Annotated in this window: 24 protein-coding genes; 12 read left to right on the top strand and 12 right to left on the bottom strand. The window is 44.1% G+C overall.

Annotation, left to right across the window (positions count from 1 at the left end; all coding sequences use genetic code 11):
- The first annotated feature begins 66 nt into the window (after nt 1-66).
- The 4 genes from E4N66_RS11275 to E4N66_RS11260 all read left to right on the top strand — a co-directional run bounded on the left by E4N66_RS11275 (nt 67) and on the right by E4N66_RS11260 (nt 5,941).
- On the top strand, nt 67-1,506 hold the full coding sequence (locus E4N66_RS11275) for an aminoacyl-histidine dipeptidase (protein ID WP_253728089.1): 1,440 nt from the start codon (nt 67-69) through the stop codon (nt 1,504-1,506).
- A 296-nt stretch (nt 1,507-1,802) separates the two neighbouring features.
- Entirely contained in the window at nt 1,803-3,224 is a 1,422-nt protein-coding gene (locus tag E4N66_RS11270) for an alanine/glycine:cation symporter family protein (protein WP_253728088.1), read from the top strand.
- A 237-nt stretch (nt 3,225-3,461) separates the two neighbouring features.
- A complete protein-coding gene (locus E4N66_RS11265) occupies nt 3,462-4,559 on the top strand; it encodes an ISAs1 family transposase (protein WP_253728087.1) in 1,098 nt (365 codons plus the stop codon).
- A gap of 98 nt (nt 4,560-4,657) precedes the next feature.
- Nucleotides 4,658-5,941, top strand: a complete 1,284-nt coding sequence (locus E4N66_RS11260) for a GAF and HD-GYP domain-containing protein (protein ID WP_253728086.1) — start codon at nt 4,658-4,660, stop codon at nt 5,939-5,941.
- On the opposite strand, the gene E4N66_RS11255 is transcribed toward E4N66_RS11260, so the two are convergent.
- The 7 genes from E4N66_RS11255 to E4N66_RS11225 all read right to left on the bottom strand — a co-directional run bounded on the left by E4N66_RS11255 (nt 5,880) and on the right by E4N66_RS11225 (nt 9,503).
- Nucleotides 5,880-6,338, bottom strand: a complete 459-nt coding sequence (locus tag E4N66_RS11255) for a YaiI/YqxD family protein (RefSeq protein WP_044014015.1) — start codon at nt 6,336-6,338, stop codon at nt 5,880-5,882. The genes E4N66_RS11260 and E4N66_RS11255 overlap by 62 nt on opposite strands.
- The gene (locus E4N66_RS11250) at nt 6,335-6,673 is read right to left on the bottom strand and encodes a cell division protein ZapA (protein WP_253728085.1); all 339 of its coding nucleotides are present in this window, start codon (nt 6,671-6,673) and stop codon (nt 6,335-6,337) included. The genes E4N66_RS11255 and E4N66_RS11250 overlap by 4 nt, the downstream gene beginning before the upstream one ends.
- 2 nt (nt 6,674-6,675) lie before the next feature.
- The gene (locus E4N66_RS11245) at nt 6,676-7,146 is read right to left on the bottom strand and encodes a cell division protein ZapB (RefSeq protein ID WP_044014011.1); all 471 of its coding nucleotides are present in this window, start codon (nt 7,144-7,146) and stop codon (nt 6,676-6,678) included.
- Nucleotides 7,147-7,149: 3 nt separating this feature from the next.
- Entirely contained in the window at nt 7,150-7,509 is a 360-nt protein-coding gene (gene rplT, locus E4N66_RS11240; RefSeq protein ID WP_044014010.1) for a 50S ribosomal protein L20, read from the bottom strand.
- 24 nt (nt 7,510-7,533) lie between these two features.
- On the bottom strand, nt 7,534-7,740 hold the full coding sequence (gene rpmI / locus E4N66_RS11235) for a 50S ribosomal protein L35 (RefSeq protein WP_253728084.1): 207 nt from the start codon (nt 7,738-7,740) through the stop codon (nt 7,534-7,536).
- Nucleotides 7,741-7,755: 15 nt separating this feature from the next.
- Nucleotides 7,756-8,277, bottom strand: coding sequence for a translation initiation factor IF-3 (gene infC / locus E4N66_RS11230; RefSeq protein ID WP_016522923.1), 522 nt, complete (start codon nt 8,275-8,277; stop codon nt 7,756-7,758).
- Between the two features lie 98 nt (nt 8,278-8,375).
- Nucleotides 8,376-9,503 (bottom strand): glycosyltransferase family 4 protein, encoded by a 1,128-nt coding sequence (locus E4N66_RS11225; RefSeq protein ID WP_253728083.1) that lies wholly within the window; start codon nt 9,501-9,503, stop codon nt 8,376-8,378.
- Between the two features lie 223 nt (nt 9,504-9,726).
- Here E4N66_RS11225 and E4N66_RS11220 point away from each other — a divergent pair, with 223 nt between their 5' ends.
- From E4N66_RS11220 to fabZ, 6 genes are all read left to right on the top strand, one after another.
- A complete protein-coding gene (locus E4N66_RS11220; RefSeq protein ID WP_253728082.1) occupies nt 9,727-10,920 on the top strand; it encodes a DEAD/DEAH box helicase in 1,194 nt (397 codons plus the stop codon).
- A gap of 221 nt (nt 10,921-11,141) precedes the next feature.
- Nucleotides 11,142-12,095 (top strand): beta-ketoacyl-ACP synthase III, encoded by a 954-nt coding sequence (locus tag E4N66_RS11215; RefSeq protein WP_253728081.1) that lies wholly within the window; start codon nt 11,142-11,144, stop codon nt 12,093-12,095.
- Between the two features lie 51 nt (nt 12,096-12,146).
- Nucleotides 12,147-13,115: an ACP S-malonyltransferase gene (locus E4N66_RS11210; protein ID WP_253728080.1), complete on the top strand. Its 969-nt coding sequence runs from the start codon at nt 12,147-12,149 to the stop codon at nt 13,113-13,115.
- Nucleotides 13,116-13,124: 9 nt separating this feature from the next.
- Nucleotides 13,125-13,871, top strand: coding sequence for a 3-oxoacyl-ACP reductase FabG (gene fabG / locus E4N66_RS11205; protein ID WP_253728079.1), 747 nt, complete (start codon nt 13,125-13,127; stop codon nt 13,869-13,871).
- A 15-nt stretch (nt 13,872-13,886) separates the two neighbouring features.
- Nucleotides 13,887-15,134 (top strand): beta-ketoacyl-ACP synthase II, encoded by a 1,248-nt coding sequence (fabF, locus tag E4N66_RS11200; RefSeq protein WP_253728078.1) that lies wholly within the window; start codon nt 13,887-13,889, stop codon nt 15,132-15,134.
- Between the two features lie 258 nt (nt 15,135-15,392).
- Nucleotides 15,393-15,815: a 3-hydroxyacyl-ACP dehydratase FabZ gene (fabZ, locus tag E4N66_RS11195; protein WP_016522437.1), complete on the top strand. Its 423-nt coding sequence runs from the start codon at nt 15,393-15,395 to the stop codon at nt 15,813-15,815.
- 154 nt (nt 15,816-15,969) lie between these two features.
- Here fabZ and E4N66_RS11190 read toward each other — a convergent pair whose 3' ends face one another.
- The 5 genes from E4N66_RS11190 to E4N66_RS11170 form a co-directional block, all read right to left on the bottom strand.
- The gene (locus tag E4N66_RS11190; protein WP_253728077.1) at nt 15,970-16,731 is read right to left on the bottom strand and encodes an alpha/beta hydrolase; all 762 of its coding nucleotides are present in this window, start codon (nt 16,729-16,731) and stop codon (nt 15,970-15,972) included.
- Nucleotides 16,732-17,005: 274 nt separating this feature from the next.
- The gene (locus E4N66_RS11185) at nt 17,006-17,590 is read right to left on the bottom strand and encodes a GIY-YIG nuclease family protein (protein WP_253728076.1); all 585 of its coding nucleotides are present in this window, start codon (nt 17,588-17,590) and stop codon (nt 17,006-17,008) included.
- Nucleotides 17,559-18,029: a DUF6884 domain-containing protein gene (locus E4N66_RS11180; RefSeq protein WP_253728075.1), complete on the bottom strand. Its 471-nt coding sequence runs from the start codon at nt 18,027-18,029 to the stop codon at nt 17,559-17,561. The genes E4N66_RS11185 and E4N66_RS11180 overlap by 32 nt, the downstream gene beginning before the upstream one ends.
- A gap of 105 nt (nt 18,030-18,134) precedes the next feature.
- Nucleotides 18,135-18,872 carry a hypothetical protein gene (locus tag E4N66_RS11175; RefSeq protein WP_253728074.1) on the bottom strand — a complete coding sequence of 246 codons (738 nt, stop codon included), beginning with the start codon at nt 18,870-18,872 and terminating at the stop codon, nt 18,135-18,137.
- Between the two features lie 438 nt (nt 18,873-19,310).
- Entirely contained in the window at nt 19,311-19,664 is a 354-nt protein-coding gene (locus E4N66_RS11170; protein WP_162664712.1) for a glycosyltransferase, read from the bottom strand.
- Between the two features lie 263 nt (nt 19,665-19,927).
- Here E4N66_RS11170 and E4N66_RS11165 point away from each other — a divergent pair, with 263 nt between their 5' ends.
- Together E4N66_RS11165 and E4N66_RS11160 are read left to right on the top strand one after the other, a co-directional pair.
- A complete protein-coding gene (locus E4N66_RS11165; RefSeq protein ID WP_206182424.1) occupies nt 19,928-20,209 on the top strand; it encodes a type II toxin-antitoxin system RelE/ParE family toxin in 282 nt (93 codons plus the stop codon).
- Between the two features lie 11 nt (nt 20,210-20,220).
- Nucleotides 20,221-20,523, top strand: a complete 303-nt coding sequence (locus E4N66_RS11160; protein ID WP_253728073.1) for a HigA family addiction module antitoxin — start codon at nt 20,221-20,223, stop codon at nt 20,521-20,523.
- Nucleotides 20,524-20,539 lie beyond the last annotated feature (16 nt).

Genomic DNA, 20,539 nt, shown 5'->3' with positions numbered 1-20,539 from the left:
AAGGAACTCTAAGCGATGTTTCGATGGTTTAGAGGAATCCACTCTTTCCACTCAGGGGGAACAATTATGAATATAGAAAACATTCAACCCAAAGAAGTATTCCGTTGGTTTGCCGAAATTTCGGCTGTACCGCGCGGTTCACACAACGAAAAGGCCATCAGCGATTTTTTAGTACGCTTTGCAAAAGAACGTTCACTTGAAGTGTATCAAGACGAGGCGCTCAACGTCATTATCAAAAAGCCCGGAACAGCCGGATATGAAAAATCCCCTACGGTTATATTACAGGGACACATGGATATGGTCTGCGAAAAAACGGCAGACTCAAATCACGATTTTCTTAAAGATCCGATCAAGCTGATTGTGGACGGTGACAACCTCCATGCCGACCGGACAACACTCGGCGGAGATGACGGTATCGCGGTCGCTTATGCATTGGCAATTCTCGATTCAAAGTCGCTTGTGCATCCGCCGCTTGAGGTCTTAATTACCACAACCGAAGAAGTCGGTATGGACGGGGCACGAGCGTTAAAAGCCGATCATTTGCAGGGGAGAATTCTTTTCAATATCGATTCCGAAGAGGAAGGGGTCTTTTTAGTCAGCTGCGCAGGTGGCGCCAATACCCATGTCGATTTTAAGATCCAAACGGAACCGTTAAAGGGACAGGCGCTCTCCATTAAAGTTGACGGACTGCTCGGCGGGCATTCCGGTATGGAGATTATTAAACAACGTGCAAACGCCATCAAACTGCTGGGGCGAATTTTGTCCGCAGTAAAGGCTGAGCAGTCCGTGCATATCGTGTCCATTGCAGGCGGCTCGAAGCATAATGCCATTGCAAAAGAAGCGCAGGCGATTATCACCATCGAGGATGCCGCCCGCGCACAGATAGCGATTGCAAAACTTGCTGAAGCAATTAAGGCTGAATACCGTGTTGCCGACAAAGATATCCGCATTGCAGCCGAAGCAGCGACGGCTCTGCCTAAGATGATGTATAACGGTACGGTCAGCTCCGGCATCATAGACTTTATGACGATGGCTCCTGACGGGGTACAATACATGAGTATGGATATCCCCGGATTGGTGCAAACCAGCTTGAACAACGGCATTCTTGCCCTTGACGGAGAAACTCTGAAGTTTACGATTTCGGTGCGTAGCTCGGTGAAGAGCGAGCTGGATGAAATTGTACAAGTGCTGCGGCTATGCGCCGAACGTACCGGCGGTATCTTTAACAAGGTGTCGGAGTACCCCGCGTGGGAGTATTCGCCGAAGTCGCATGCCCGGGACGTTGCCGTAAAAACATACAAAGACCTTACCGGGAAAGAGCCGGTTGTTTCCGCCGTTCACGCAGGACTCGAATGCGGTCTCATCAAAAAGACCATCCCCGATATCGATGCCCTCAGCTTCGGCCCGAATTTATACGATGTGCATACCCCGAATGAGCATTTGAGTATTTCCTCAGCCGAGCGGATGTGGAAGTTTATCGTTAAACTTCTGGAAAACATGCGGTAAGAAATACAACCCAATAGTTTACGCAGGGAAGCATCGGAAATGGGTAAATCTTACTCGATGCTTCCCTGCGTTCTTTATGTATCAGCCATTTTATGCTAATTAACCGCTAAGTTCACAGCGTGAGCAACAGAGCCGGAATTTTATGACAAACTCGTTACGCCTCCGTCTTACTTATTATTCGTTTTTCAGTTCTATTAAAAATATTTATAAATAGATAAAAAAATAATTATATTCTTGCGGGCGCCGATAATATATGATACGATATATTAAGATTGTTAATTGGAGGTGCTTGTTGTATGGAAGCATTTTTACAAAATCTTACTCATGTGTTTGGAAGTATTAACGGTTTTGTATGGGGTCCCTACTTCCTTATTCCCTTGCTCTGTGGAACAGGGGTGTTTTTTACACTCCGACTCAAAGGGGTGCAATTTTCAAAGTTCGGCGCCGGATGGAGCAGGTTGTTCAGTAATTTCTCTTTAAAGGGAGAAAGAGCGGGAAAGCACGGTATGAGTTCTTTCCAAGCCGTAGCAACGGCCATTGCAGCACAAGTCGGTACCGGAAATCTTGTCGGTGCAATGACTGCTTTGATTATGGGCGGACCGGGCGCAATCTTTTGGATGTGGCTCGCCGCATTAGCGGGGATGGCGACGAACTTTGCCGAAGCCTGTATCGCGCAAGTATACAAGACAAAAGATAATTCGGGGCAAACCGTCGGCGGCCCTGCGTATTATATTTCTCGCGGTTTGGGGAATACGGGCTTTTCAAAATTCCTTGCAGCGTTCTTTTCCGTTGCAATTATCCTTGCACTCGGTTTTATGGGAAATATGGTTCAAGCGAACTCCATTTCCGATGCGTTCTTAAATGCGTTCTCTCTGCCGACGTGGGTAACCGGTATCGGCCTTGCGATTATTGCCGGTATTATCTTCATGGGCGGTGTAAAGCGTATTGCTTCCGTTACCGAAAAAGTTGTTCCGTTAATGGCGATTGTTTATATTATTGTCGGGGTCATCGTTATTATAATGAATGCGTCCAATATTCCGGCAATGTTTGCGATGATCTTTAAAGGCGCCTTTAACCCGCGCTCCGTTTGGGGAGGAGCTTTGGGATTCGGTATAGGACGTGCCGCTCGTTACGGTATTGCCCGCGGTCTTTTTTCCAATGAAGCTGGTATGGGTTCAACGCCGCATGCTCACGCGGTTGCTAATGTCGATAACCCGGTTGAGCAAGGTGTATTGGGAATTATCGCGGTATTTATCGATACCTTTGTTGTTTTGAATATTACTGTTTTTACGGTGCTCAGCTCCGGAATTATCAAATTTGAAAACGGACAGCCGGTAATGAAAGGTATTCAGTTGGTTCAGGAGGCTTTCTCACAGCATCTCTTCGGACATACCTTCGGCTACCTCTTCATTGCAATCTGTTTGTTCTTTTTCGCATTCTCCACGATTATCGGGTGGTACTATTTCGGTGAAACCAATATCCGGTATCTATTCGGTTCAAAAGGATTAATGCCGTATAAGCTGCTGGTTGTAATATTTATCTTCTTAGGCAGCTTGCTGAAAATCGATTTGGTATGGGAACTGGTAGACTTCTTTAACGGCATTATGGTTATCCCGAATCTTATCAGCTTGTTGTTACTAAGCGGTACCGTCGCAGCTGTCCTGCGCGATTACAATGCGGGTAAGCCGTATGACGTCAATAATTATATCAGAAAGTAGTAACTGGACATCTCTAAAAACTCAGTTAGACTTTTAGAAGATGCCATCTGTTAAAACCAGTCTTTCCGTAAGCCTTTTGAAAATAGACAGTGTAGATACGAGGCGCGAGCACAAATTAACCGCAGGCGTATCTTTGATACGTTGAGGATTAATTTGTGCGCAGCAACGAAGTAGATGCACTGTATATTTTCAAAAGCAGGGCTTCAGCATGAAAGAAAAGTATAGTAAAGTAACGTTATGGTGGAAGGGATATTATTTGAACAAGTAGAAGACAGTCGGCAAGACTGGAAAGTAAAGCATTCGATAAGTGAAATACTGATGGTAGTAATGTGTGGAGTAAGTGCCGGAGAACGAAGCATCTATGGGATTCGAGAGTTTGCGCGGCTAAAAGAACAATGGTTGCGAGATGTTATCGGTCTTAAACTGCCGAATGGACTGCCTTCATATGATACGGTACGGCGAGTACTAGGAATGTTAGATCCAAAACAGTTTCAAAGTGTATTTATTCGCTGGATAGAAGAAGAACTCGATATTCCAGTAGGCAGTTATGTCAGTTTAGATGGAAAAAGTCTAAGAGGAAGCGGGTTGAAAGAAGTCGGCATAGATCCATTGCATCTGTTACACGCTTATAGCCATGAATTGGGAGTCGTTATCGGACAGATGGAATGCAGCAGCGAAAAGACGAACGAAATACCAATCGCTGAAAGGCTGATACAGATACTCAAAATCAAAGGCGTCATTATAACCGCTGATGCAATGCTATGTCAGAAAGAAATAGTGAAAAAGATTGCAAAAGATAATGATTATATTCTGGCTCTTAAAGGAAATCATCCGCTTATGGAGCAGGAGGTAAAGGACTTCTTTCTTAGTCCTGCACCATCGACTCGGATCGTCCATACGACCTTTGATAAAGGGCACGGGAGAATAGAAAGGCGAATATATAGCCTTGATACCAACATAGAATGGTTTGAAGATAAAAAGGAGTGGAAGCACCTTGCTGCATTCGGTATGGTCGAAAGCATTGTAACGAGGAAGGGGAAAGAATGCCGTGAAATTCGCTATTTTATTACGAGTCTTACAGATGTAAAACAATTTGCAAAGGGAGTACGCAGTCATTGGGCGATAGAAAATAACTTACATTGGTGTTTAGATGTGTTGTTTTCTGATGATGCCTGTACTGTTCTTGACCGGAATGCAGCAGAAAACCTAGCTATTATCAGAAGAATTGTCTACAATAGAATTAAGATGCTTTCTAAAATGGATACGCTCAGTATGGGCAAGCGCGCTTGCATCTACGACGATAATTTTAGAGCTCAGATCCTTTTTTCATGCTGAAGCCCTGTACAGGGTGTCCGTCCGTATTGTCATATCGCATTTTAGATGATATTATCAGTCTCCGCATATTGTTAACTGTAATGTAGAAAGGAAATAGTATGAATACGATGCCGACAGTCAGGACACGGGAAGAAATTCTGTTTGATATAATGCAGACCACTTCCCGATTATACAGTATTCGCGATAAAGATATTTTACTGGAAAGGATATTAACCGAGGCGCGGCAGGCTTTGAATGCCGATGCAGGTTCCATTTATCTGGTTGAAGGCAAACAGCTGGTTATTCACTATGCGCAAAATGCAACGCTGCAAAAGCGATTAAAACCCGGAGAGAAACTTCCGTTTCATATTTTTTCGTTCCCAATCAATGACACGACTATTGCGGGTTCTGCTGCGATTACCAAACAGCTAATCAATGAACCTGATGTTTATGCCATTTCTCCCGATAAGCATTATAAATTCGGTACTGTCAGTGATGTGGCGACAGGCTATAAAACAGTATCGACGCTGACGATACCGTTAATTGCCGTTTCCGGTGATGTACTAGGTGTGTTACAGATGATTAATGCGCTAGATGTACACGGCAATATCCGCGCATTTACTTCCGATGATGAAATGTTCCTTTCTCATTTTGCGGCAAATGCTGCGGCAACGCTTATGCACGCCTCGCTTACCCGCGAGATGATTCTGCGCATGGTGCAGATGGCTGAGCTGCATGATCCGCGGGAGACAGGTCTCCATGTACACCGTGTTGCAAACTACGCAGTAGAAATTTATGACCGTTGGGCGTTTAACCATAATGTCCATCGACATGAACGGGAAAAATTCCGAGATGCTCTCAAAATCGCCGCTATGTTGCACGATGTCGGAAAGATTGGAATTTCGGATTCGATACTCAAAAAACCCGGCAAACTTACCGCTGAAGAATATCAAATTATGCAGAGCCATACATGGCGCGGTTCAAAGCTGTTTTTGTCAGGCAATTCGGCGGTTGATACCATGTCGAGGGACATTGCATTGCGGCACCACGAGAACTGGGACGGAACCGGCTATCCCGGACATATCTCTGAGGAGACCGGTGCAATAGTAAAATACAACAGTGCGCATACCGCTGCACAGGGGCTTATCGGTGAAGAGATACCGCTTGGCGCACGCATTACTGCGCTTGCAGATGTCTACGATGCGCTTTCGTGCAAACGGGTGTATAAAGAAGAATGGACTGAAGAGAAAGTTTTGGAGGAAATACGGCGGCTGCGCGGCGTAAAATTCGATCCCGAAATTACCGATGCTTTTTTAGAAATTGTACCGAGAATCAAAGCTATCAAGGAACGTTTTTCAGAAGGCGCTGCGTCTCCCGGTCAAGCGATTGGGCAAATTCCATAATTTCTTTCTTACCGAATGCTTTTGTCCGTTCCGGAGCAAGCCCGTTTACCGATAGTTCATACATAAAATTCCGGATAGATAAGCGTTCGCCGATATTTTCGATAGTATATACTATACCGCGGTCGTTAATAACTTTGATGTGCGCATCGACCAGCTGTTTCGCAAGCGGAATATCACGGGTAATAACCATGTCGCCCTGCACAGCATGAGCAAGAATATATATGTCTGCTGCTTGATCTTCGGCTTCGGTTATAACCGAGGTACAATAAGAATTTTTCGGAATAGGGATGGGACGATTAGCGGCAAACACTGCCGGAACTTGCAGCCGCTTTGCCGTTTTACAAATAATTTCGCGGATACGCACCGGACAGGAGTCCGCATCGACAAAGAGGGTCATGCTTGCTCATTATTTGACGGAGTGAGCGAATAAATAATCGAATCGATATCTTCAATCATTTTTTTTGCCGACTGCTCGATTAATACCTCTGTTTCGTTTTGCGGAATCGTTCCCTGCTGATTGAGCCGTTCTTTGCTCAATTCATCCGAAAGCAAGATACCGGCGATAATTGCAACACGCAGTGAATCGTTAACGCCGGAGGTTTGCTGAACCTCCGACACGACTTTTTTGTAATGATTATAAATGGCTTGCAAATATTCAGCGGGCTGGTCTGCTGCAAGTGCAAATGACGTACCTAACAGATCGATTTGCAGCCGCCCTTTGCGTTCGGCCATTGTCAAAAAATATCCAGTTGATTGGAATGATTTACCGGTTCTTGCGGAGCCAGCTGTGGTGCCGTTTCGGCAGCAGCGGCCGGATATTGAGCTTCTGAAGCTTCTTGATGTACGGCGGACGGTTGTTCAGGGGCAGCGGTTTCAATAGAACTTGATGCTGTTGACTGCACGTCCTGATATTCGTTTGCTGCCGGAGCTGTTTCGTGTACGGCAGATGCAGCAGCGGAATTTGCCGCCTGATATACGGTGTCTTCAAATGCGCTCAAGTGATTGAGCGCATTGATGATGCCTTCCTCGATCTTTGCTTGGTCGTTTCTAAAGACAAGAACTATATTCTCCAACTCTTCGATTCGCTGTTGGCGGTCGTGCAGTTCAAGCTTTAATAAATCGTTCTCATCTTTAAGAGTCTGCATAAGCTCAATTGCTTTAGAGACTCTTGCTTCAAGCTGTTTAATTTGATCGAGGTTTAGCATACGTTAGGCTCCTAATGCTTTTTTTGACTGTTCGACAACGCTTTTAAAAGCGGCCGGATCTTCGATGGCCATATTGGATAAGGCTTTGCGGTTTAAAGTGATACCCGCTTTTGCCATTCCGTTGATAAAGCGTGAATAGCTCATTCCTTCCGCACGGACGGCGGCATTGATTCTGCTGATCCACAAACGGCGCATATCGCCTTTGCGGTCGCGACGTGCTTCAAAGCTATGGGTAAGGGCTTTTACAACGGCATCTTTTGCCGCTTTATAGTTTGTACCCCTGCGTCCGCGGAATCCTTTTGCTAACTTTAAAATCTTCTTGCGTCTATGAATGCGTTTATTTGAACATAACGATCTGGGCATTGTATTCTCCTAAATAATCAAAACTTAATTGGTGCCGTAAGGAAGCAGCTGTTTTCTTATCTTTTTGCTGTCGGCTTCGGATAAAATTCCAGCCTTGCGCAAATCGCGTTTGCGTTGCGGGGCTTTCTTGGTCAAAATATGGCGCAAATTCATTTGCTTGTACTTCACTTTACCGCTGCCGGTAAGCTTAAAGCGCTTTGCTGCAGCACTCTTACTCTTCATCTTAGGCATAGTACACCTCGTAAATTATTTCTTTGATTTGGGCGCGAGCGTCATCGACATGGTGCGTCCTTCCATTGCCGGAGGTTTTTCTACCGTTAAATCTCCGCCGAGTTTTGCCAGTACGTTATTTAATACGTCAAGCCCCAGCTCGGTATGGGCTAACTCCCGCCCCCGAAAGCGGATTGTTACTTTTACTTTATCGCCGTCATCAAGAAAATCCTGTATATGCCGTGCTTTAAAGGATAGATCATGGTCATTTATCTTGGGCTGCATACGAATTTCTTTGAGAACTTGCAGCTTCTGTTTTTTCTTGGAATCACGGAGCTTTTTTTCCAATTCAAAACGATACTTTCCATAATCTAAAATCTTGCAAACGGGAGGATCCGCTTGCGGAGCCACTTCAACGAGGTCAAGATTAACGTCTTGAGCCATCCTAAGAGCTTCAAGGGTGGAAACAATGCCCTTTTGCTCCCCTGCATCATCAATTAAACGAACCTCGCGGACACGGATTTGTTCATTAATCCGCAAACCTTTATTCTCCGCCAACTATTCTCCTCCAGTACACTTTTCTCAATGCACATAAAATAAAGCTATAGATCATAAGTATATCGAATTTTCTTTGAATATGTCAAGATTATCATTCATTATCTGATTGTTTCCAAATAGGCAAGCGTTTCTTCGGCTGTTTTTTTCCAGCTGTATTGCTTTACCCATTCTATTCCGGCATCGATTAGTTTTTGTCGCCGTTCTTTATTTGCACCGGCGCTATCGTTGATAAGGCTGCCGATGACTGAGGCAATTTCTTCCGGCTTATCGGGTTCAAAATAACAAGTGCAGTCGCCTGCAATTTCCGGCAATGCCCCTGCACGGACACAGGCTGTCGGAATACCGCAAGCCATCGCTTCGATTACGGGCAAGCCGACTCCTTCGACGGGAGAAGGAAACACACAGAGGTCGGCAGCAGAATAGAGCAGCGGAAGATTCTCGTGCGGGAAATATCCGGTGAGCAAGATATCCGATGCAAAGGGAGAGCGAAGAACAGCCTGATGCACCTGTTCCGCCTGTTCGCCGTCCGCACCCGCAATTACCAGCCGATGCGGCGCCTTCGTTTTTTGCTTAAAGATGGAAAAAGCATTAATCAGCTCAACATGCCGCTTTTCGGGATGAATAATCCGCGACGCATAAATGATATACGGACGGCGAATGGCAAAGGGCTTAATCATCAGAGCTTCCTGCGCTTGCAGATTATGCGGGTGAAATAGATCGGTATCGATTCCGTTGTGGATAACCCGTATTTTATCTTCCGCAATGCCGTTTTTAAGCAGATTGTTCTTGATATAGTTACTGGGGCTGATGATTCCCTTGACGGATTTGAGCGTTAACTTGGAAACAAAAGACGATAAGTTTTTTAAATATCCTTGAGCATTATCCGTAAGGATATTTTGCATAACAAGCACTGCCGGTACTTCAAAACGCATGGGCAGGAGTTTTGTCCCCGATGGAAATAAAACAATGTCATATTGCTGCTTACGGGCAAAGATATTAAAAGAAAGGCGATGCCAAGTCTGCTCCGCAAAAGCAGAATCTCCGACGGAAACGCAGGTGTACTTAACCCCTTCAACACCCGACGTATAGGTATATTTATCCAATTCGTGGCCGAAAAGCTGAATGCTGTGTTCGGTTTTGGGCAAATTATGGACTAATGAAAGAATGTAGGCTCCGATTCCCGACCTGCCGTGATCGCATCCGAGCGTATCAATTCCTATTTTCAAAGGAAACCTCTTTTTTAAGTATCTTAGAGCAGTCTCACCGGATAAATAAATCAAAATCGCAGAATAATCGAGGCTGTGAGACCATCTGAACCTCGAAGAGGTTCAGTTCTGGTTGGATAGCCTCGATTATTCTGCGGGGTTATATAAAACATCCGGTGAGACTGCTCTGCTGGATATTTTCACGATTATAGCATTTACCGTAACAATATGCTATCCTTGCCACATGACTGACTTTTTGGATTTGCCGCTGTACAAACCTTTTGTTAAAATACTTGCCGCCGGCGGGATTATACAACCGACCCCTATTCAAGAAAAAGTGATACCGCTCGCCTTAGAAGGTAAAAGCGTCTTTTTTGAATCCGAAACCGGCACGGGTAAAACCTTTGCTTTTTTGCTGCCGCTTCTAACTCGGCTGATGCAGGATGAGAAAAAGACAACCGCTCCGCGTATTCTTATTTTAAGCCCTACGGTAGAACTTGCATCTCAAATTAAAGAAGCGGCAACTCAACTGCAAGGAACTGATACGAAATGTTTTAAGACACTGCTCTGTGTCGGCGGCAGTTCGCTAAAACGGCAAATAGACGGCTTAAAAGAAAAACCTGCCGTCATCATCGGAACACCGGCGCGTATCTCCGATTTAATCGGGCTAAAGAAACTCAAACTGCAAGAAATAGAAGCTGTAGTAATTGACGAAGCAGACCGGCAGCTTGCGCGGGAAAGCAGAGATGCACTGCAAGTCGTTCTTACCGCGCTGCCGCAGGATGTGCAGGCGCTCGCGTGTTCGGCAACTTTTAACGAAAAAAACAGTGAATTGCTGAACAACTTTTTGCGGCGTTCGAAAACTGCTGCATTACCGGAACATATTTCGATTGCAAATACGGGTGTACTGCAAAAGTCCATTGAACATTGGGCACTTTTTAGCGAGCGTCGGAGCAAAGCCGATACCTTGCGTGCGCTGATCCATGCATTGGACAGTACAGCATTGGACGGCAGAAAAAAAATCCTTATTTTTACTGCGCCTGCACAGGAAGTCGAAACCCTCGCGCAAAAGCTGCAATATAAAAAAATCGATGCCGTGCCGTTATATGGTAAACTTGAAGGTTCCGAACGAAAACAAATTATCGCACGGTTTAGATCGGGTAAAACGCGGATATTGATTACCAGCGATTTGTCCGCCCGCGGACTCGATATTGCCGATATTGACTATATCGTACAGATGCAGCTTTCAAAGGATGCCGATGTCTTTATACACCGCGCTGGACGTACCGGAAGGGCAGGGAGAAAAGGCATTAACATCGTTATCGGAGATGAATACGAGCTGCGTATTTTGCAGGGCATCGAAAAAAAACTGGGAATAACGGTATATCCCAAAATCCTCGCTAACGGAAAAATCGAGTCTGCTGTAGAAAATGCATAGGACAGTATTCCCCCTCAGCTGAGTAAGTCAAATGAGCGAAGTGACTATGACTGTTAAGAACAACCTTTCCGCTAGCCTTTTGGCAATGCAGATGCGTCGTATATTTGCAAGAAATTAAAAAATATACTAAAGTATCATAGGCTGTAGTTAAATACCTAACGCTAGTGGCGTTAAATACAGTTCTCAGTTTTTTTTCTTAATTTTATTACTGGAGATAAAATATGGCTATTGTTATTCAGGGATTGGGTAAAGCCCTTCCCTTAAAAGAGATGAAAAATACCGATTTTCCGCCGGAGCTCGATACATCGGATGAATGGATCAAGAGTCACACCGGAATCAGCTCACGCCGGATTGCCGGTGCAGACGAAACGAGCGCATCGCTGGCATATCAGGCATGTACGGAAGCGCTTAAAAACAGTAAGACTTCCGAGCTTGTAACGGCAGACAAAATCGACCTGATTATTTGCGGCACGGCAACACCCGATTTCCCGGGTTCCCCATCAAATGCCTGCCTTATTCAAAATAAATTGCAAGCAGTGCATTCGGTTTGCTTTGACCTAACGGCAGGGTGTTCCGGCTTTATCTACGCGCTGGACACGGCGGCAAGTATGATGGAACGGCACCATTGGCGGTTTGCACTTGTGTGCGGGGCGGAGGTACTTAGCCGTATTATGGACTGGACAGACCGTTCTACGTGTGTCTTATTCGGCGACGGGGCAGGCGCTGCGTTGCTTGAGAACACATTTGAGCCTTCCGGACTGGGTATCGGTGCTACTATACTCGGTGCTGATGGAACGGGGGCTGATAAGCTCTATATTGCGCCCGACCGACGCGTACACATGAACGGCAGGGCTGTATACGATTTTGCCGTCAGTCATATTACCGAAACGGTGAAAACGCTGCTTGCAAAGGAACACTTGAAAGCCGACGATCTTGATTTAATCGTATGCCATCAGGCGAACGAGCGGATACTGGAAGCCGCATCCAAACGGCTTAAAATCGACTTCGGTAAATTTGTCCGTAATCTTGAAAACTACGGGAATACCTCGGCAGCGTCCATCCCCATCACCCTTACCGAGCTGATGGAACAGGGAAAAATACATGAAGGTATGACCATACTGATTACCGGATTCGGCGCAGGTCTGACATGGGGCGGCGCTATCATTAGATTCTAAGGTCTAATATAATTTTATGATTACTATAAATACATCTATAGAAGGAAAATAATGGAATATATTTTTTTGTTTTCGGGACAGGGTTCTCAGTTTAAGGGAATGGCTGAAGATATCTGTAAGAAATACCCGTCAGCCCGCGCCGTCATCGATGAGATGAGCAAAGCTTCGGGAGAGGATATCGCGTCTTTCTTGTGGACCACCGAACCGGAAGAACTTGCTCGCAGCGATCGAAGCCAGATTGCAATCACCGCGATGCAGGCTGCAATTATTACAGTCTTGCAGGAACACGGTATTACGCCGGCTGCCGCCGCAGGGTTCAGCCTAGGTGAATTTTCAGCGTTGTATGCCGCAAAGGTCTTAGACCTTGTAACGATGACAAAACTGGTAACTTTGCGCGGAAAAATCATGCAGAAATACTGCAAAAAACTCGATGAGCAGAGTAAAGCGTCCGGCAGCGGGTGCGGTATGGCCGCGGTACTCAAACTTGATCCTGAGCGGATTGTCGAAATTTTGAAACCGTATTCCGATCCTGCAACGGGGATTGTCTTTGCGGCAAATTTGAATAGTCCGATGCAGACCGTTGTATCGGGAACAGCCGAAGGGCTCGATATTGCAGAAAAACTCTGCAAGGAAGCGGGAGCAAAACGCTTTATCCGGCTTGCGGTTGCAGGGCCGTTCCATTCGTCGCTGATGCGCGGTGCAGCCGAAGAATTTTCCGCAGTGCTGCAGGATGTCCCGTTCAATGATCCCGTTATTCCGATTTTTTCAAATGTTACCGGAAAGCGGCTTTTAACCGGCGAAGAAGCGAAAAAAAACGCCGTACTGCACCTAACGCATCCTGTGCGCTGGCTTGAGGAAGAGCGGGAAATCGCTGCGCTGGCAAATGCGGCTACACTGTTGGAAATAGGGCCGGGCATGACGCTCTGCAATCTGTGGCGGGACAGCGGCTGTGCAGGAAACTGCCGCCCCACCGGTACCGCTGAACAATTATCGGCTGTGATAGACACCAGCCGTTCATAAGAGGTTTATATGTTATTACAAGGAAAAAAAGCATTGGTAACCGGTTCTTCACGCGGAATCGGGAAAGAAATAGTCCGCAGGTTTCTGGAAGAAGGCGCTGAGGTATGGGGGCTCTGCACAAAGCCCTCTCAAGGAAAGGCGGAAATGGAAGCATTCGCCGCACAGCACAATAGCGTATTCCACGAGATATACGCCGACTGCGGAAATGCCGAAGAACTGACCGCTACGGTGAAGGATGCGCTCAAACAATCCGGTGGATTCCATATTTTGGTTAACAATGCAGGAATTACGCGGGACGGGCTATCCTTCCGTATGCCGCAGGAGGACTGGGACGCTGTACTGCGCGTTAATTTGACGGGAGCCTTTTTGGTATCGCAAATTGTCTCTTCCGATATGTTGCGAAAGCGGGAAGGTTCCATTATCAATATGGCTAGTATCGTCGGTCTGCACGGACAAGGCGGGCAGGTTAACTATGCGGCAAGTAAAGCGGGCTTAATCGGTATGACCAAAAGCCTTGCAAAGGAGATCGGCAGCAGAGGGGTACGGGTCAATGCGATTGCGCCCGGCTATATCGAAACGGATATGACATCGTCATTACCGGAAGATATGCGGAAGAATTGGATAGAAACCGCTATTCCCTTAAAGCGCGGAGGAACGCCGCTTGATGTTGCAAATGCGGCTGTCTTTTTAGCATCCGATTTATCCGTGTATATTACCGCGCAGGTACTCGGCGTAGACGGCGGTATGGGCGCCTAATTGAAGGAGAAAAGAATGAGAAGAGTTGTAATAACCGGTCTTGGGGCTGTTTCCGCTTTGGGAAATACGGTTGCGGAAACATGGGAAGGAATAAAAGCAGGCCGCTGCGGAATCGAGAAGATTACCGTCAACTATGACCCAGGAGATGATAGGGTAAGAATTGCGGCTGAATGTAAAGAGTTTGATCCTACCGTATTTATGGATAAAAAGGATGCCCGTAAAATGGCACGCTTTTCGCAGCTTGCAGTGGCGGCAGCGGTACAGGCAGTAGCGGATGCAGGGCTTTCAAAAGAAACGATAGAGGGCGCCCGTACCGGCGTGATGATTGGAAACGGCATCGGCGGTTTTGAAATCCATGAAAGTTCGTTCAAAAAATACTTTGAAGCGGGGCACTCGCGGATCCCGCCTCTCGCTATTCCGCTGCTCATTCCGAACGAGGCAGCAGGCAACGTCAGTATGCATTTCGGACTGCATGGCGTTTCGTGGACAATTACGACCGCCTGTGCTTCCAGTACCGACGCTTTGGGCAATGCCCTCGATTTAATCCGCTCGGGTAGAATGGATATGTGCCTTGCAGGAGGAACCGAGGCCGCAATTACAGGGTTCGGTATCAATGCATTCAGCGTACTGCAAACGCTCGCGTCGGATTATAATGATGAACCGCACAAAGCCTGCTGTCCCTTTGATAAAAAGCGAACGGGTTTTGTGATGGGGGAAGGCGCAGGTATCCTCATTCTTGAAGAATACGAACACGCAAAGAAGCGCGGTGCAAAGATATATGCAGAACTTGCCGGCTACGGCGGTTCCTCCGACGCATATCACCTGACCAGCCCCGATCCTTCCGGTGTCAACGGAGCTTTGGCGATGACGAAGGCCTTGGAAGACGCAGGGGTAAAACCGGAAGATGTGCAGTACTATAACGCGCACGGAACATCAACCCCGATTAATGACCCCTCCGAAACCGCGATGATTAAAAAAGCGTTCGGGCAACATGCATATAACCTGAAAATCTCTTCAACAAAGTCGATGATTGGACACTGTTTGGGAGCTGCCGGCGCGTTGGAAGCAATTATCTGCGTAAAAGCAATTGAAGAAGGCTTCTGTCCCCCCACCGTGAACTTAACGGAACCTGATTTGGAGGCAGGGTGCGATTTGAATTACCTGCCGCAAAAAGGCGTTTCCTGCACGATCGATTGCGCCGCATCCGGTTCGCTCGGTTTCGGCGGCCACAACGGCGTGTTAGTATTCAAAAAAGTAAAGTAGGAAAAATTGGGCAACCGCATTAGGAATATCTCAAGCGGTTGCCTTCCTTTTGAGATGCGCGAAATTTTAGATAAAATTTCGCGCTATTTATTTAGAAGAAGGGTAAACGCATCAGACAAATAGGTAAGAATCGCAGAATAATGGAGATTGTGAGACCATTTGAACCGCGAAGTGGTTCAACTCTGGTTGAACAATCTCCGATTATTCTGCGGGATATCCATAAAAATGTCTGATGCGTTTACCCTAAAGGAGAAAACGATGACAAAAGATATTGAAGCCTTGCTTCCGCACCGGAAGCCGTTTTTGTTTGTTGATGAAATTATCCGTGCCGACGATGAAGGCAGCGAAAGCCGGTATACCTTTAAGCCGGAAGAGTTCTTTTTTAAAGGACATTTTCCCGAATATCCGGTAGTGCCCGGCGTCGTGTTGGTAGAAACAATGGCTCAAGCGGGCGGCGCAGCACTGAGTTCTATGGGCAAGTTTGAAACAGGTGCGCTGTTCTTTTTGGCGACTATCGATAAGGTAAAGCTCCGTGCACAGGTACGCCCGGGAGATACGGTACGCATCGAGGTAAAAAACCTGCGTGTTTCATCCCAAATGATTAAACAATCCGGTAAAATCTATAACGGTGATGCTGTCGCTGCGGAAGCGGAGTGGATGTGTTTGGTGGGAAAGGCCTAGTTTCTTTTTGAAAATATACGGCACACCTACTCTGACAGGATGTCCGCGGGTATAAGCAGTAGCAGGGACTGTCCAAAAGCTGAAGCTTTTGGACAGTTCTATTCAATAAGCTATTTACAAACAGCTCACGGAAATGAGCAAAATACGTTATCAGTTATCTGTTCAAAAAGTCGATAATACGCTGCGCTACCAGTTCACGCTCGACATCGTCGGTAACAATATGACTGCTTTCTTCCAAGATGACATACTCATTCGGCGCCTTGAGCAGCCGGTCGATAAGTTCTTTTTCCTTAAACGGTACCGACTGATCCGATTTTGATAAAACCGTTATGACCTTTGACCGGATATTCGGAAGCTGCCGAATAGCCATCTTCTGCAGCTTGTACAAGTCCGCAGCTTTGCCGACGTAATCATAATTGCAATAATCTTTAACACAATCATAATATTCGGGTTCTTTATAAAATGTTTTCCCTTCCGTTGGAATGGTCTGTATAAAATATTTTAAGTACGGTGTCAGTTTGATTCGCGAATCGGCAGCCATAAATGCGGGTGCACAAAGGAAGATTTTTTCAGGCTGAAATTTTGCCGCAAGGAGTGCAGTCAACACGCCGCCCATCGAAAGCCCGCCGACATATACCGTCTGATATGCTTCGGATAAATTGAGATATTCGTCATACACGCGCCGCAGCCAATCCTTCCACGAACTTGCGATAAAGTCCTCTTTGTTTGTTCCATGCCCCGGCAAACGCGGAATTGATACGGTGTATCCCGCCTTATGCAGTTGCGTGCCGAGCCACAGCATTTCCCGCGGAGAGCCTGTATACCCGTGTATCAACAAAATGGCTTTATCCCCGCCCTGAAAGAAATGAGGTTTGGTGAACCGATTTATTTTTGCCGGATTATTATCATAAAACATCTGAAGCTCCTATTATTTTGCATATAAACAATACCCCCTTATCTGCCTTTTGTAAATATACAGGACATTCTTAGAAATAGGAGGCGCCGAGTGAAATTCGGATTTTTATCACCACTCTTGAAATCTTGAAGAAACGCACAAATACTGCTGAATCAATCTTGAAGAAACGCGTCATCAGTCATAGGGAAAAGAAATAATACAAAATCCGAAGAGCTGCTCTATGAGCTCCTTCCTGGTTTCAATAAATGAAAAAACTCAAGTATAGCATTTTTATTCAAACTTTACCGGCAGGAAAATTTGCTTGATCTCTTATCGTATTCTTACTTATCTTTCTCAGCCGTTTTAACTCTTTTTTTATTTCTTTTGCATAAGGATGGTTGTTGTCTCTAATATTTAAAATTCTTAAATATTCTTGTAATAACACCTTTTCAATACCGGTCAATTCATTTTTTGCATTAGCAGATTTTATCGGCTGCTCATTAAAAAAATATTCGACTTCCAATTTATCAATAAAATCATCTGTCGCTTTCTTGTCATACTGATCATGCGCAACTATACTGGCTATGCTTTGTCTAAGGGTAGATAATGTTCCATATTTTACGCGGGTCTCCGTATGTGTATCGTTAATATGCCAATTCAATCTGTCTCTAATAGATTCTTTTACGGCAATACCGACATATATACAAAACTTATCCGACTGCGTTTCAATTGAGGATTTTATATCATCAAACTTAATGTCCAATTCATTTAAAATCACATCTAACTCAGCTCGATTTGCCCACCATTTATAATATCCCGGTGCTTTTTTTATCTTTTGTAAATTTTCTTTATCTCTTAATTCTATCGCTTTTACTATCATAGACCTCCCCGTTTCGATATTCGGTCGGTTTATTTAAGTCAATACAATTACTGTTTTTATAGGCAAAAACGATGCAATGTAAATGAGGTATTAAATGCTCATAGTATGATTTGCCGCCAAAAATATAAAATATATCATTTTTTAAATCATACTTTGACTTTAATGTATTCAATACATTTTCCGCCCATTTCTTTTTATATTCGGCCGATTGTTTTCCTAAATACAAGTTATAATACGAAATACGTTCGTTTTTATCTAATAATCCGTACTTTCCCGATAGAATGTACCATTCTTCGCACTTATATTTTTTTAGTCCTTCTTCTTTTGACTTTATAAAAGTATTACCTTTGTATATATCTTTGGCTAAATATTTTTCAGCAAGATTATCTTGTCCTAGTTTACGGCTGCTGCAAGCGATTAAACCTATTATTTTACTCATAATTTAATTTCCTCCTGATATCAAAAATCGTCTCTAAATAGTATTCCGTATACTTTTTGAGATTTCTATCTTTGTTATAGTCATACTATGTATGATACTATTTACTCATTGTATCCACTCCAATGGAACAATTTTATTATACTCTTTTACTGTGGGGTATATATCTTTATACCACGCATTACGTGCATAATAATTATTTGTATTTTGAGGTTCTATATATAACCATCCATCATCAGTATGAACTCTAATAAACACGTGTCCGCTATCCCCTATATACTGGTTATAAACAATTTGAGCAGTTGAATAATAATCACAAAATAACAAGCAATAATCTTGACAGTTTATCTCACCATCTCTATTAACATCTCGTATATTATCGTGAATCTTATAAAGCACACGTTGCACCTCACGTTCCACATTCTTTAACGACGTATTTGATTTACCTTTTTTAACAGGTTGAACCTGCTTATTATAGGTACTCGCCGGTGCACTATAAGGATATCGAGTAGTATCAATGTTGTTCTTAACTGCTAAAATAATGATAAGTAAACCGGCACACAGTGCAAGAAATTTTAAAAAAGCTTCACCACTAGAAGGTTCACTATGTTCCCCAGCAGAGGGCTTACTATGGTATCCAATACGCTCTTGATTTTTAATATAAAAGGCTGTGCGGAGCATCTTTGCTCTATTAAATTCGACAAATTGAGCTGGATTGAATTGACAGTTGGTACAATAAGAACACCCAAAATCTCTTGCACAGCTTGCACATCGTCTAGCAATTGTTTTGATGTATTCGTCATCGATATGGTCTTCGCCTTCATAAAAATACGCTTGTCGGATCATACTTCACTCTCCAATAAATGAGCTTTCCGAATAATATTCGATCATCATAAATTGTAAATATCTTGTATTACGGCTTTCGCACATTTGCATCCGTTTTTAAAGCCGAAAAGCTTAAATGTTTTCCACACAAATATTGCACCATAGTATATGAGTTTAAGACGGTTCCACACTCTTCTGCAAATGTATGATAATGCGAATATTGCAGTATGGTATATACGTCTAAGGCGTTTCCGCACTCTTCGACAAACGTATGATAGTCTCGGGGCGACAAACGGATAGAAAAGGGCGAGGCATAGTATGAACCCTAGTTTTTTCATCAAATACTCCTGTATGTATTCATAGCATTTTTTGCTCTTTATACTCTTCCTGTTTTTAGGCCGGTCAGTCTACCCCGTTTGAAATGCACAATAAAATTATCAAACAGATTCATTGATTTTTTTATCGCTTCTTGTATACTTCCCATATATAAGAATTGCCATTTGTTTTTTTATATGCGTAATATTCTTCTTTCTCTTTTTCAGGTGCCGTAAATTTATACCATTTATTACCTTCCGCATGTGCTCTATCTGCATATCTGTATATTGCAGAGGCTTCTTTAGAAAGGTTGCTTAATTTTTCCAGTTGATTTAATGAAGGGACTTTATCTACTGCCGTCATCTCCCAATTTACCGACGTGTCTTCTTTGCCAAAAAAGAGACCGTTAAAATCTGTTACACACCCCGAAAATAAAAATACTGTTCCTATAGAAACCAGTATTACACCAATCATTGAAAATAATTCCTTCCGTTTCATTACGATACCCGTCCTTTTGCAATGCTTTTTCACTGCCATTTATAGTTTTTGCGGACTGAAAAGTTATACGGAGCAATCTCATAATTATCTATTTTGATAACGAAGCGCTCCGGTATTTTTCCCATCCACACCTAAAGCCATCTCCCTTAAAATTTGAAGAGAGTTTATTACACTGGCTTTCTTCCATAATACCCTAAAAGTCAAGAGTGTTTTGTCAAAGGTTCAGGTTGACAGATGCTAACCGCTAATGATAGTATTTCCCTATGATAGTTGATTGGCAAGATAAAGAAGCGCTGAAAATATGGAATATGCAGCCGTCAACACGATTACCTCCTGAAATACAGCAAAGAGTACGGCAAAAATTAATTCTCATAGATGCTGCAATTTCGTTAAGTGATCTAAAATCTCCGCCATCAAATAGTTTGGAAGCTTTAAAACATGACAGAAAAGGTCAGTACAGTATTAGAATAAACAGTCAGTGGCGTATTTGCTTTGAATGGAACAATGGACGAGTTGTTATAGTAGATATCGTTGATTATCATTAGGAGGCATATTGATGGATGTTATACTAAAACCGGTACATGTAGGCGATATACTGTATGAAGAGTTTATGCAGCCGTATCATATAACAGCATATAGACTTGCGCAAATGACAGGGCTTTCGCAAACACAAATAGGACGGATCATAAAAGGAAAAAGAGGTATTACAGTCGATACCGCATTGCGCTTCGCGCAGGTTTTTAGCACAAGTCCTGAATTTTGGCTGAATATTCAAAATAGGTATGAAATTGATAGCATGAAAGCAGAAACAAAAGAAACTATTAAACAAATACAACCGATCATCCATGTGTTTGCTTAACAAATATCGAAGGAGT

Source organism: Treponema sp. OMZ 857 (genome assembly GCF_024181085.1).
Classification (GTDB): domain Bacteria; phylum Spirochaetota; class Spirochaetia; order Treponematales; family Treponemataceae; genus Treponema.
This window is presented reverse-complemented; position numbering and strand designations above follow the sequence as displayed.